The sequence below is a fragment of the Flagellimonas sp. 2504JD4-2 genome (assembly GCF_053642935.1).
In genome coordinates this window covers 627,930-641,763 of sequence record NZ_JBSIOV010000002.1, presented here as the reverse complement: position 1 = coordinate 641,763, position 13,834 = coordinate 627,930, and the positions used below count along the sequence as shown (strand labels likewise).

Genomic DNA, 13,834 nt, shown 5'->3' with positions numbered 1-13,834 from the left:
TAACCATTAAACACCATATATAATAACCAACATGAACAAGAACATTTTATTAGCCGCATTGATGGCGGTATTTGCCTGTAAAACTGAAAAAAAAGAGCTAGCCCCGTCTGAGGAAGAAACCGTTTCAATACCAAATATTGTGGTCATTTATGCAGATGACTTGGGTTATGGCGAGCTAGGGGCCTACGGAGCTACCGAGCTCAAAACACCCAATTTTGACAAATTGGCCAATGGAGGGATGAAATTTACCAATGGATATGCCTCCTCAGCAACCTGCACACCAAGTCGATATGCCCTTTTAACAGGAGTATATCCTTGGCGAAATAAACGTGCAAAAATACTTCCGGGAACCGCTCCCTTAATAATTGATACGGCTCAAATGACTATTCCTAAAATGCTAAAACAAAAGGGATACCAGACCGGAATTGTTGGTAAATGGCATCTTGGCCTCGGCACCGGAAATGTAAATTGGAATCAAAAGGTTGGCCCAGGTCCTAATGAAGTCGGTTTCGACTATAGCTATATTATGGCCGCTACCCAAGATAGGGTGCCTACTGTTTACATCGAAAATGGTGACGTGGTCAATTTGGACCCGAATGACCCGATTGAGATAGATTATGAAAAGAATTTTCCGGGCGAGCCAACGGGAATGGATAATCCTGAAATGTTGAAAATGAAATGGCATCATGGGCATTACAATAGTATTATCAATGGAATATCCCGTATTGGTTTTATGAAAGGCGGAGAGGCGGCCAAATGGATAGATGAGGATATGGCCGATACTTTTTTGGCGGAGGCTCAGCGCTATGTAAAGGAGCATAAGAATAAACCATTCTTTCTGTATTACGCTTTACAACAACCCCATGTTCCAAGGACACCGCATCAAAGATTTGTTGGGTCAAGTGGAATGGGGCCGAGAGGAGATGTTATCGTTGAAGCAGATTGGTGTGTGGGCGAGTTCATAAAGACCTTGGAAAAGGAAGGTGTGTTGGAAAACACTTTGATTGTATTTTCAAGTGACAATGGTCCTGTGGTCAACGACGGATATTATGATGATTCGGTTGAAAAATTGGGGGAACATAAACCTGCAGGCCCGCTGCGTGGAGGTAAATACAGTCTTTTCGAAGCGGGAACAAGGGTTCCTTTTGTTACCTATTGGAAAGGAAAGATTACGCCTGGAACCTCAAACGCTTTGGTAAGTCAGGTCGATTTATTGGCCTCACTTTCCAAATTGGTAGACAGTGACGTTCAGACACACGACAGCAAAGAATTGTTGGATGTGTTGTTAGGGAAAAGTGATGATGGAAGAGAGGAGCTGATTTTAGAAGCTTCAACAAGAACGGCGCTTCGAAAAGGAGATTGGGCCATGATTCCACCCTATAAAGGACCTGCGATAAGCAAATTTGTCAACATTGAATTGGGAAACGGCGATGGATTTCAGTTGTATAACCTTAAAGACGATTTGGGCCAAGAACATAATTTGGCAGAAAGTAATCCTGAAAAATTGAAGGAGATGATTGCCATCTTTGAAGAGATTCGGGGTACAAAATTTGACGAAATAGAACAATTGGAACTTAAATAATCAAATCTTTGAAATTTTGAAAGGATGGGAAAATATTCAATATCAGTTTTTTTTACGCTCATGGGCATTGCATTGAGTTATGGTCAGGGAGAAATCATGCCCCTGTGGCCAAATGGAATTCCGAACCAACGGGAGACCAATGAAAAAGAGACCCAAAATATAGATGATATACTTTGGATTGAAAATGTCCAAGAACCCACCTTGGAGATTTACCTGCCAGCCAAAAGAAATGCAACCGGAAAGGCCATGATAATCTGTCCGGGTGGAGGATACCAAGGCTTGGCCTATGACTGGGAGGGAGCAGATGTGGCCAAATGGTTAAATTCCATTGGAATAGCTGCATTTGCACTGAAGTATCGCTTACCGGGTTCAAAATCTTTGATTGAAAAAAATAAAGCTCCGTTGCAAGATGCACAGCGAGCAATAAGACTGGTACGTCATCATGCGAAAAAATGGAATATTGATGAAAATCAAATTGGAATAATGGGATTCTCTGCCGGAGGGCACCTGGCTTCGACGCTTGGCACCCATTATGACACAAAAAATGCATTTAAACCAGATGAAATTGATCAATTAAGTGCACGACCGGATTTTATGATATTGGTATATCCCGTAATCACTATGGATGGCAAATACACTCACATGGGATCTCGGGAAAATTTGATAGGGAAAAATGCAAAAGAGGAGCTGGTTGCAGAATATTCAAATGAACTGCACATTGATGAGAACACCCCGCCAACATTTTTGGTCCATTCCACGGATGATGAGGCCGTTCCCGTTGAAAATAGTCTGTTGTTTTATCAGTCTTTAAAGAAAAACAAGGTGTATTCCGAAATGCATATTTATCCAGAAGGGGGACATGGATATGGATTGGCTGTTGGTCAAGGGTATCTGCAAACATGGACAGATCGACTTGCAGATTGGTTGGATAATCTAAAATAGTTATGTAATTTTTGGGGAATTGACGTATGTAAAAGCAATTTTATGGCCAATTTCAAACACATATTATGTATTGCCTGCATTACAATTGCGCATCATGCAAATTCCCAGAAATTTTATTCGGTAAGCAATCAGATAAAGGACAAATTCATTACCAATAATACGGGTACTTTAATTATCAAGGACTCCAATGGACTTTATGGAGTTGATGCAAAAGTAGATACCTTGCTATGGAAAAACCCCAACTTAAAAAAAGTTGACTTCAGCAGTTATTATGAAATCCCTTTGACATCCATATTGGTTTTTGAAGAAAAACCAAAAATAAATTCAAAATTGATTTCAAATGCTCTTGGTACCAAAGGTGTTTCCAAAATACTCGTGAACGTTTTGGACGGTAGTGTTATTCTTGACTCAGAGTCATTGGGCTTTAATGCCGTCAACAATACTTTATTGATTCCAGAAAAAGAGGCTTTTTTAATTGACGGTATAAAAGATGGTAATTATGTGATTTCACTATACAACTTTAAAGACAAGAACATAGTTTGGGAAGTTGATACCGTTGAAAGAAAGTTGTTTGCAGATGTAAAAGGAGCTTTACGGGACCGGGAAAAAATCGGCTTAGATACTCAAAAGAATATATGGTGGCTTAAAAATCAGACGCTAATACAGATAAATGGAAATACTGGGGAGATAGTCTATTCCAATGGGAAAATCAATTTTTATCATCTGGATAAAAGGAATAAAACCGCCTATATCTTAGCAAAAAATCCTTCGATAAAGGATGCCACCACACTCACAGCTTATAACACTGAAACTGGGGATGAGCTGTGGAACCACTCCTTAAAGATATTTGGAGACATCATAGAAACATATATCGATAAAAAAGAACTGATTATAATTAGTTCCAGAGGTTTTTCCATCATCAATACGGACACAGGAGATTTAAAATGGGAAAAACCTGAATCCTTGCCACTTATTAAAAAAATAATCCCATATGACGATGGCTATTTTGTGGTTCAGGACAATTTTTTATTGGCTATAGACGCGAATGGAAAAGAACTTTGGAATCAGAAAATAAAAATTACAAAATCGAGTGAAGAACGACCCATTCATCTATATGAACCATCCGAAGGGACACTTTTGTTCATAACACCTTCTTACGCAAATATTGTGGACAAGGAAAGAGGAGGAAAAATGTGGGAGAAAGATTTGGAGCTAAATAAAACGGATTACATAAGAAGAAATCTAAAACTTAAACATCATTATTATCAGCTATGGGAAGACCAGGCAACGGCGAAAATCTTAATCTACAACGAGGACGATTTTTATATTATTGATCAAAACAAAAAGGAAAAACCTACTGTTGTCTACACTTTTGAGTTCAAGAACAAAATTCCCAGAATAGATGTTAGGGAAACGGGCTATTTGGTGTCCTTGGAAAACAAGTTTTATTTTTTTGACAAAACAGGAAAATTAATCTATAAGAACATTTTCAGTTTTGATAGCCAAAGAACCTTGTTTCATACAACCACAGGTATAGCTCGAAGTGGATTTGGAACCTTTAAGGCCATAGTTGGATTTATACCAAACCAAGTGAATCAGACCTTTAAGAGTGTTTTGGTCTCTACAGATCTAGGAATCATAAGCAGATCGGCGTCTTCGATTTATGGAACCTATAGTTCATACAAAAACACCGTGGATGATTTAACGAGTATGAATGCGTTGGACGTTGATGGTAGTCTTTTGAATGTTTTTGGCAGGGCCAAAACATCTGAAAACAGCGATGAGACCAGGTTGATTGTTGAAGCCAAGAAAGATGGAATGACAAATATTTTTAGTATGAACATAGCAACCGGGAAAACTCAATTGGTCAAGAAAATCAGCTATGATTACAAGGACTATTTGCTGGATGAGATTGCCGGTGTCGTATACTTTTTCGATAGAAAAAAGGTAATTGTTGAAAAGCTACAATAGCAACACCAAGACGCACTTAAAGATATAACTTAGCAATGTAGCCGGTTTTGATTCACAGCTAGATCAAAACTTTGCATCGCCTTTAAATGCTATTGTACTATCGGGGTACAACCGCAACAATTCGAAACTGTTTAGCCGTAGATCATTTATCGTAATGGTGTGCAAGGTTCGGCGTTCCTTTTTGAGCTTATTCAACTGAATAAAGAGTTTATTGGGATATAAAATACCATCCTGATTTTTGCGTAATCCAGAAAACCGAATGGAGCCAAAGGTGTTTTTGGGTGCTGGTAGATAGATTCCTCGTACCGTATAACTTGCAAAGCAGAGGTCGCCCGTTTCCTTGTCAAAATACAGAAGATATTGATCGTGTTCTTTGTGGGGTTCCAATCTGTCCCAAGTGGCAAATACCAGATCATAGGTTTTGTTCTCAAACTCCTGGCTGCCGGCATATTTTAAAATTGGTGCATCCCTAAGGCGCAACGGAAGTTCAAAGAAGTATTGGATAGCGGGCAAAGTGAACGCGATACGCTTCTTATTTTTGAATTTTATCTCGCCATCCCTTTTGATATTATAACAATTGAAGGATTGTACCCCATAAATGTTGGCATTGTTGGTTTCCAGATAATTGAACTGCCCATCAAACGATTTTGGCCTAAATCGTAACTCCATGAGCTCATTATCCTTTGGGAATGGGTTAACCAGTGCGTACAGTCCTCTCCAATTATCAGTTGCGGTAAGGGAGTAGTTCTCTGCTTTTACCAACTTATCCAGATTGTATTTGGAAATTACATTGTCTAAAAGAGCTACAGCTCTCTCTTCACGATTGGGAGATGTTGAGTCTATTTCAGCAGTACGGAGATCGGCAATCTTACAACCATGTATAATCACCGTAACAATACAATAAATCAGGGATGAATACTTTAACCGGCTCATTAAGGCTTAAGTCGCCTTATCAGAAGTGGCATTACTTGGTTAAAGGGTTTTTGTTTCACCAAAATCTCGGTTGCGCTGTGATTTATTGGTATTTGAGTCCAAATCCAAATTCGAACAAAGGATTTTTACTGTCATATGGAACATCGGTTTTTTGACCTCTTACGGCGTCCATTGAAGATGGGAGTTCAAAAGGTAATTTCCCCTGCGGTTCCGATTTTCCAAAAAGAACTTTGCAAACAGATTCATCGCTAGCGCCGAAATCCGCAATAACAGCGGCCGCAGATTGTGTAATCTCTGGAATGACGGCAGGTCTGTCCAAATAGATATTCACTATGGTCGGAACGCTTCTCAGTAAGTTCAGGATTTCCTTTTTCTCCTTTCCTTTAAAGTCTAAATCCCCATGGTGAAAGGAGGCAGCGATAAAATTTTTGGTTTCAACAGGGTACCAAGGAGTGTTTAACCTTATGATTGCGAAATCAGCTTCCACTGGAGAGGCAACAATTTCTGCATATTTGGCCACCGTAGCACTATCTATGTTTTTAATGAAGACTTTATGTTTTTCCTGGGCTAGGGGTAAGGTTGCGTTTGTGTTTTTTAATAGGGTCATAGACATCTGTTGTGTCTTTTCTCCCAATGCTTTTGAAGTTTCGGAGCCGACGATTTCGGTAACCTTTGTTTCATCCACAAAGGGGTTGTCAAATAGACCTAACTCGAATTTTTGCTTCAATAAGCGTCGCACGGATTGGTCTATTCTTTCTTCTGTTAATTTCCCTTCGGACACCAATTGTACCACCAATTCTGGTCTACTTTCTCCCCCAAATTGGTCACACCCTACGTCAATGACTCTCTGAACCCGTTCCGCTGCGTTTAAATGTTCTACGCCCCAAGCCCGAGCTTCCCAAGTTACGTCGGGTCCCATGGGAATATCAGTGATCAATCCCCAATTTGTGCAAACAACCCCTTCATAATTATATTTTTCTCGCAACAATGTTGTAACAATTGTTTTGTTATAGCCCATGGCCACATTTTCTTCGGTCTGGTCTACGGGAACTCCGTAATAAGGCATAACGCCCGCTGTATTGCTCTTAAAAGCTGCTTCGAAGGGAATTAAGTGATAATCAAAATTGTCACCCGGATAAATTTGCCCCTTATGGAATATAAAATCTGGATCTAGGCCCTCATTTTGGGGACCACCTCCAGGAAAGTGCTTGGTCATGCATGCCACACCATCAGTTAACTTTTCACCTTGCAATCCCTCAATATAGGGCTTTGCTAAACGGGACGTTAATGAAGCATCTTCACTAAACCCGCCATTGATACGTGCCCAACGCGGTTCGGTGGCCAAATCAATTTGTGGACTTAAGGACTCCCGGAATCCAACCGCCATAAATTCCTTTCGAACGATATTCGCAAACTGTTTTACCAAATTTTCATCACCAATGGCTGCAAAACCGGGCATTTCACAAAACTGGGTGAAACCGGGCCCACTATTTTGTTTGTCAAAATGATGTCTTGGATCTGAAGCCATGGTTATTGGAATACCCAATCGACTATTCTCGGCAAGCTGCTGGACATTGTTGTACCACTTGGCCAAAATGCTGAGGTCTTCGGGAATATCCCATGTGTTAAAATGGGTCATTTTCTTGGCACTCATGTTTTCAGTTATGGGGGGTTGTGTGGCTACAAAACCCTTTAGGCCTTGTTTCCCATCTGGTAATGCATCAGTACTGACAGGTACACCATTAATGAACATCATCCCAGCTTTTTCCTCCAAGGTCATTTGATCAAGAAGATCTTCAATTCGAGCATCAATGGGTTGTTGGACATCTTCGTAAACATCCATTTTTTCATTTTTGTTTAAGTCCCTGAACAGCACACCATCTTTTTCAATGACTACTTGGGATTTGTTATGGGGATCAATGGTCGACTGACTTTGTGCGTCTTTTGTTTTGGTGTTTTTACATCCTGTAAAAAGGATAAGTCCAAAGATTAGGGATAGTACTTTATTCACTTGATTGGTTTTTTGATGTCTGAATATGAAGCTAACAAACTTAAAAGTACAATTAAAATGGTGGAAGAGAGAACTTAGCGAATTGAGATTCTGAAAAAGTTCAAGGCATTAAAATAATGGTTAACGGAATGGATTACGTTTTTCTTATGGTTTTAAGCGATATCAAATTTTGAATTAGTAAGTTTAGTCCAAATAAATAATTGATGAGATTTCTCACGTTGCTTTTTGTCCTTGTCTTAACTGCCTCAAGTTGCAAAAGCCAAACAAAATCGGAACCCAAAACAATTACAGTTGACGAATTTAATTGGACAATTACCATTCCAGAGAATTTTGTCCAAATTGAGGAGGAAGCAGCGCAAAAAATACAAAAAAGAGGTTTGGATGCCCTAGGAGAAACCGTAGGGGAAGAAGTTATTAACCGAACGATACCCGTATTTTTTTATCAAAATGGATTTGGCAATATGATGGAATGCAACTGGCAGCCCTATGATTCTGACGTTGATGGAGAATACCTTGAAACCAACAAACTTGTCCAGGAAGCAATATTTCAAACATATGAATTACAATTGCCGGATGCTCCTTTGGATTCTGTGTCATCAGTCCAAATAATTGATGACCTCGAATTTCAAAAATTTGAAGTAGTAATAGGCCTTCCGAATGGTAATCAATTAAAGGGAGTTACATACAATCGTCTATTTGATAACAGAGATTTCACTTTTACCGTAATGTATGTTGATAAGGAAATCGGACAAAAAATCATGGACTCATTCACCCAATCAAATTTCGAATAATCAACCTTTTCGCAATATTAAGATGATAAAAAAATATCTGCTCTATTTTTTTCTATTTGCATATATCAATTCAGGTTATTCCCAAGATTATTTCGAGGGTGAGATTCAATACAAAATTGAATACGAGGCATTGAATCAGAACATATCCACTGAGTACTTAGAAAAGGAAATAGGTAAGTCATTTACCGCCCATGTCAAGGAAGATAGATATTCAATGATTTATAATGCCGATGGAACGAATGGATGGATGAAAATCATTGTTAGATTGGACAAAGGATATTACTATACCGAATTTGAAAAACAGGATACCATTACCAAAACAAAGTTTGCACCCGAAAAAAGAGAACTCTTTTTGTTCGAAAGAAACCACGCTGAGAAAAAGGAAGTGCTTGACGAGTTGTGCGAATCGGTGACCATAGTCCATCATCCCGGAGAGGAAATTCCATTTGCACAAGAGATTAGGGGAACTCACTATTTTAGTCCCAAATATCGTCTCAACAAGGAAAAATATAAAGATTATGGTAACGGCTTTTGGAACAGATATGTAAACGAGTCAGGTGCAATAAGCATAAGGAACGAAACAGAATATGTTCCATTTTTCAAATCCATTAGTGAAGCAGTTTCAATTGAGGAAAAGCAAATTCCGGATAGTTTGTTCGAACCAAACCGAGATAAGCCATTAAAGGAGGATTAGATTGGAGGTATAAAAAGAATGCTGATACACTGAATTATTTACGCACCTGTTTTAATTTTGGTATTCTATTTCCCATACTGACTTGATAAGGTCAAAAGTTTTTACAATCTTAACAGGTAGTCCGTCCGAATTAAATTCAAATTCCTGTTGTAATTGATCTCCGGCACTAACAATGTATTTGGGCAAATCAACTGCATCTTCATGGGAAATTACACCAGCTCCGGATCTAATGATTTGATTGTTCATTTTACCATAAAAATTTCGCCAAAAGTTCTTCAAAGGCCCTTTTGGTAATGGGCTATCTAAGTAAACATGCTCAAATTGGATAGTCTTATCGGGATATTGTACAGATTTCGATATTGGTAGGCCATCCTGTAAGGCGATTTCGGCAATAATACCGTTATCCGTCTTGTAGATAAAACCTTCACTGTTCAGGTAATGTTGACTATACATTAGGCGATTGCCATCCTTGTCAGTGGTTTCTTGTTCAATGAGATTATCCGAATATGTATAAACAGTATAAAGCGTATCCAGGGTCGAATTTTTTCGTATCGTCTCAACCAAAACTAGGTTATCGTCGGAGTCATAACTATAGCTGTTGATAATATCAACAATACCATCCGCAGAATAGTAAATACGCTTCTCTAAAAGTCCTTTTTCATTATACTGATATGTGTTGTAGTTCTGCAACACATCAATAGAATTAAACACTTCTTCCCGAATAACCTTGTTGCCCTCAAACATTAATTCAAGACGGGCATAAAATTTATTTGTGGTGTTAACATAACTTATTCTCGAAAAAAATATGGATTCATCTTCGATATCATCGTCAGGTTGATCATCAACTTCTCCATTCCCTTCACCCTGATTAGTATTCGAATCAGTTTGCTCGGCCTGGTTGTTCTCAAAGTCTGGTTCGCCCGTATCTGTGTTGCAAGAAAGCATCGTAAATAAACAGCACAATGCGAAAAATCTCTTTAGAATCACTTATCCAGGTTTTTGTTTACGATAAAAAATGTACGAAAATAAATCAATGAGAACAAGGATTATTGGTCATACGGCTTTTGAATGGCTATGTGCCATATTAAACCAACGGGTTATTTTGGGCCATAAAGAAGAATATTCATCCCTAAAAAAATTGAAATGCCCGATTGATGTAAACCCTACTTCTTTGGGCTTGATATGTTCATGTACTTTGTGGTCCGAACCATACGAGTTATAAATTGCTTTTACCGCTTGTGGAGGAGCCAATAACTTATCATCCGAAAAGCTGAGAAATTTTACGGGAACGTTAAAAGCTTTGTAATCGAACTCCATCCCTAATGATCCCACCTTGTTTTTGCCCCAAACAGCCCAATTTTTGGCGATAGATTTGTTCAAGCCATGTTTTCCGCCATAGGCGAATCCAGGGACATACCCCAATAGCGAGGAAAATAGGGGAATTATAAAATGCCAGAACAGTAAAACCTTGATTTTCCAACTGCCATCCCAATACTTTTTGGACGCATTTTGCGACGCCACTAGGAAAGCTGCGGTCAAAGCTTTACTTTTTTTGGCTAATGGAAGTACTTGCCCGGCAATACTATGGCCTAAGAAGAAGTATTCTTGCCCTGGGAAATGCTGCATTGCATACGCTATCACGGCGTTTATGTCTTTTCGTCCCCAATCACTGATTTGAAGGTCTTTAAGGTTTTTGGTACGTTGATCATGGAACATCCCAAAATAACCAAACGTAATTACGCTGTAATCTTTCTTATAGAAATAGTCGGCAATCTTGCGATAAAATTTATGCGATACACCCATTGCAGGAGCGATGATCAAGACTCTATTGCTACTTGGATTTATAAACGTTTCGCCATGCAGCTTTCTATTCCCATTATGAAGTATCATAACCATGTTATTTGATGGTGTAACCTGAGATTTGCGGAATTATAGGTATAAACGGAGAAATAAACTTAAATCTTGTGATATTTACCTTGGAGAATCCAGCATTTTGGATACTTGAAGCAATATCTTTATGTGTATGGCAGCCTTCAAAGAGCCAAAACCAGGGCTTTCGTATCAACCACTGAATAAACTTTACCAAACTCCCCTTTTTGGCACTGACATGCTCAATAAAAATGAATTTTCCATTGGGTTTCAATATTCGCTTTATTTCATCGAGTGCCCGCTTTTCGTTTTTGATGGTGCATAGCGTTAAGGTGCTTATGACGGTATCAACGCTATTGCTTTCAATAGTTATTTCTTCCGCACTACAAGGATTTATTTGTAGTTTAATGTTTCGTTTGTCAGCGCTTTCTTGAAGGCTTGCATGCATATATGGGTTCGGCTCAACAGCTATAACTTGGTCGACATCTTTTAAATACTTAAAATTGGCCCCAGCTCCGGACCCGATTTCTACAAGTGTTCCCGATATACTACCAAATAAACGCTCTTTCTTTTTTTTGTACATGTAATGAAAATATCCGTCAAGTACACCGAATAGCCATGAATTGAATTTTCCCCTTATTGGGTTCCCGTTGTCTGATTTTGGTTTACACATTTTTCTTTTGTTTTAGGTTTGTAATGAATCTGTTGATTTCGATATAGCAGGGGGTTGGAGATTCTTCCATGGGGATGTGCCCTGACTTTTCTATTATTTTTAGGTATGAATTCTTGATTTTCCTCTTAAATATGAACCCTTGGTACAAGGGATAGAGTTTATCTTCTGAACCCCACAAGATGAGCGTAGGAATTTTTATCCTGGATAATATGGAAGTATCAACTCGATTGCGTTGTTGTATGAATTCCAGAAAGGCTTTTCGATTGCCTTGCCTTATTAGAAGTTTATGATATCGATTTATTGTATTGGCGCAGATAAGGGCTTTTGAATGGAATACTTCTTTCAATCCTTCTTTGACAAACCATTTAAAGGATAGGTTCTTTAGAAGCCATCTGCCCAAACCAAATTGACATAACACAAATCTTTTGGGTACTTTATGAAGTTTAAAGCCTGCTGAGTTTATCAGAATCAACCCTAACAGATTCTTTTGATGGGATGATGCAAAATTCCAACACAGTAGACCACCCCAAGAATTTCCTCCAATAAAAAAGGAGTCCAATCCCAAGAACTGGGTAAAATCGAAAATGAACCGCTGATAAGCATCCAAAGAATAATCGGAGGTCTTGTGGGGCCCTGTCAATCCAAAACCGATAAGATCGGGTCTTATAACTCTATAATGATGCTTTAAGTTGACGGCCAATTGATCCCAAGTTTGCAAAGAGGAGGATGTACCGTGGAGCAAAACAATGGGAGTTCCCTTACCTTCATCTTTATAATGAATGTTATGACCACGCCAAGAATAGCACTTGGACGATTCATCCATAAAGGGATGGCGTGTATCTTCTAATATGTCTTCTTTGATAAGGTGGACCATAATCTCTGTTAAATTGAGATGCATTTAATTACACAGTCCAAACTTATGGGGTCCGCTTGAGAAGGAGCATATGCAATGTGGATTAAAAAGTATTGGGGAGGGATTTTGATACTATTACATCGGGATTAAAATAGCTGCAATAAGGATTTATGGAGGGATGAATTTTTTCAATGACTAACTTTATGGAATGAATTTGAGACCTCAGACCAAGTATGCCAAGTCAGGAGATGTTAATCTGGCTTATCAGGTAATAGGGAAAGGAGATGAGTATCTTATTTTGATTCCTGGATGGGTTTCAAATATTGAAGATATCTGGAATATTCAGCAACTGTCGGCTTGGTTGAGCTATTTGGCCTCTTTTATGAAAATAGTGGTATTCGACAAAAGAGGAACGGGACTGTCGGACAGGGTAAGCGAAGATAATTTACCTAATATAGAGCAGCGCTCCGATGATTTAAAAATCATTTTAAGAAGTATAGGAGTAGAAAGAGCAAGTTTTTTAGGGCTTTCGGAGGGAGGACCATTGGCCATATATCTTGCGGCCAAGTTTCCTCAAATGGTTGATAAATTAGTGTTGATCGGGAGTTTTGCCAAATGGGTCAAAACGGAGGACTACCCAATCGGTCTTGCGAGGGAAGAGCACGACCGTATCTTGAAATTCATTTTTTCAAACTGGGGCAATCCAATTGGATTGAGTTTGATGGCCCCAAGTGTTAAGGATGATAGCAATGCCCAAGAACAATGGGCAAGGTTTCTGAGGAGGAGTGCAAGCCCGAAAACTGCGAGGATATTCTATGAGATGAACACGGAAATTGATGTGCGCCATCTTTTGGAAAAAGTAGATTGCCCAACCTTGATTTTACACAGAACAGGTGATTTATTGATAGAATACGGGCATGGAAAATATCTCTCGGCTAAGATTAAGAACTCTAAATTGATTGCCACTCCAGGTAAAGACCATTTGCCTTGGTTTGGTGTTAAATCAGCCGAACTGATAGCGCTGCAAACGTTTTTAAAAGATGGAATTGCCGTCGAGAATAAAATGTTGGAAACGCTTAATCCAAAGGATATCTTCATAGTTTATGAGGTTAAGGACCATTTAACCTTAAATTTTCACAAACTACATACGATTAAGAATCTTTCACGGAAATTTGGGATCAATGAATACAAACTTAAAACTGGATTTAAATCCTTGTTTGGTAAACCTTTGATTACCTTCCTGACCGACTTTAGGTTGCAAAAGGCGTGTGAGTTTTTATCACATTTTGATGAAACAGTGGCAACCGTTTCGGAAAAAGTTGGCTATCAACACTCCAATAATTTTTCTATTGCTTTTAAGAGGAAATACGGTATTACCCCTTCCCAGTTTCAAAGTAAGTTGTCTGGGGAAAAAGAAGATTAGCATGTAATAAATGAACGTTAGGAATAATGTGTTCAGCAACTGTGGCAGGCCTATCAGTTGAAGCCGTGGAGAATGGGATTACCTACGGTGTT

The 13,834-nt window shown here is 38.9% G+C and carries 12 protein-coding genes; 6 read left to right on the top strand and 6 right to left on the bottom strand.

Features of this window, described 5'->3' with window-relative positions:
• Window positions 1–31 precede the first annotated feature (31 nt).
• From ACULLH_RS09610 to ACULLH_RS09600, 3 genes are read left to right on the top strand one after another with little or no spacing between them, the layout of a single operon-like run.
• Window positions 32–1,582 (top strand): sulfatase family protein, encoded by a 1,551-nt coding sequence (locus ACULLH_RS09610; protein ID WP_454088527.1) that lies wholly within the window; start codon window positions 32–34, stop codon window positions 1,580–1,582.
• Between the two features lie 24 nt (window positions 1,583–1,606).
• Window positions 1,607–2,524 carry an alpha/beta hydrolase gene (locus ACULLH_RS09605; protein ID WP_454088526.1) on the top strand — a complete coding sequence of 306 codons (918 nt, stop codon included), beginning with the start codon at window positions 1,607–1,609 and terminating at the stop codon, window positions 2,522–2,524.
• A gap of 42 nt (window positions 2,525–2,566) precedes the next feature.
• Entirely contained in the window at window positions 2,567–4,495 is a 1,929-nt protein-coding gene (locus ACULLH_RS09600; RefSeq protein WP_454088525.1) for an outer membrane protein assembly factor BamB family protein, read from the top strand.
• A 63-nt stretch (window positions 4,496–4,558) separates the two neighbouring features.
• Here ACULLH_RS09600 and ACULLH_RS09595 read toward each other — a convergent pair whose 3' ends face one another.
• Both ACULLH_RS09595 and ACULLH_RS09590 read right to left on the bottom strand, forming a co-directional pair.
• Window positions 4,559–5,428 carry a hypothetical protein gene (locus tag ACULLH_RS09595; RefSeq protein WP_454088524.1) on the bottom strand — a complete coding sequence of 290 codons (870 nt, stop codon included), beginning with the start codon at window positions 5,426–5,428 and terminating at the stop codon, window positions 4,559–4,561.
• A gap of 82 nt (window positions 5,429–5,510) precedes the next feature.
• Window positions 5,511–7,439 (bottom strand): glycoside hydrolase family 3 protein, encoded by a 1,929-nt coding sequence (locus tag ACULLH_RS09590; protein ID WP_454088523.1) that lies wholly within the window; start codon window positions 7,437–7,439, stop codon window positions 5,511–5,513.
• A 203-nt stretch (window positions 7,440–7,642) separates the two neighbouring features.
• Here ACULLH_RS09590 and ACULLH_RS09585 point away from each other — a divergent pair, with 203 nt between their 5' ends.
• Window positions 7,643–8,230 (top strand): hypothetical protein, encoded by a 588-nt coding sequence (locus tag ACULLH_RS09585; protein WP_454088522.1) that lies wholly within the window; start codon window positions 7,643–7,645, stop codon window positions 8,228–8,230.
• A gap of 22 nt (window positions 8,231–8,252) precedes the next feature.
• On the top strand, window positions 8,253–8,924 hold the full coding sequence (locus tag ACULLH_RS09580; RefSeq protein WP_454088521.1) for a hypothetical protein: 672 nt from the start codon (window positions 8,253–8,255) through the stop codon (window positions 8,922–8,924).
• Window positions 8,925–8,975: 51 nt separating this feature from the next.
• Here ACULLH_RS09580 and ACULLH_RS09575 read toward each other — a convergent pair whose 3' ends face one another.
• The 4 genes from ACULLH_RS09575 to ACULLH_RS09560 all read right to left on the bottom strand — a co-directional run bounded on the left by ACULLH_RS09575 (window position 8,976) and on the right by ACULLH_RS09560 (window position 12,364).
• Window positions 8,976–9,911 carry a hypothetical protein gene (locus tag ACULLH_RS09575; protein ID WP_454088520.1) on the bottom strand — a complete coding sequence of 312 codons (936 nt, stop codon included), beginning with the start codon at window positions 9,909–9,911 and terminating at the stop codon, window positions 8,976–8,978.
• 66 nt (window positions 9,912–9,977) lie between these two features.
• Window positions 9,978–10,814 carry an alpha/beta hydrolase family protein gene (locus tag ACULLH_RS09570; RefSeq protein WP_454088519.1) on the bottom strand — a complete coding sequence of 279 codons (837 nt, stop codon included), beginning with the start codon at window positions 10,812–10,814 and terminating at the stop codon, window positions 9,978–9,980.
• Window positions 10,815–10,821: 7 nt separating this feature from the next.
• Window positions 10,822–11,466, bottom strand: coding sequence for a class I SAM-dependent methyltransferase (locus ACULLH_RS09565; RefSeq protein ID WP_454088518.1), 645 nt, complete (start codon window positions 11,464–11,466; stop codon window positions 10,822–10,824).
• Window positions 11,459–12,364 carry an alpha/beta fold hydrolase gene (locus ACULLH_RS09560; protein ID WP_454088517.1) on the bottom strand — a complete coding sequence of 302 codons (906 nt, stop codon included), beginning with the start codon at window positions 12,362–12,364 and terminating at the stop codon, window positions 11,459–11,461. The genes ACULLH_RS09565 and ACULLH_RS09560 overlap by 8 nt, the downstream gene beginning before the upstream one ends.
• Window positions 12,365–12,527: 163 nt before the next feature.
• Here ACULLH_RS09560 and ACULLH_RS09555 point away from each other — a divergent pair, with 163 nt between their 5' ends.
• Complete coding sequence (locus ACULLH_RS09555; protein ID WP_454088516.1) at window positions 12,528–13,742, top strand: alpha/beta fold hydrolase; 1,215 nt, start codon at window positions 12,528–12,530, stop codon at window positions 13,740–13,742.
• Window positions 13,743–13,834: the final 92 nt, after the last annotated feature.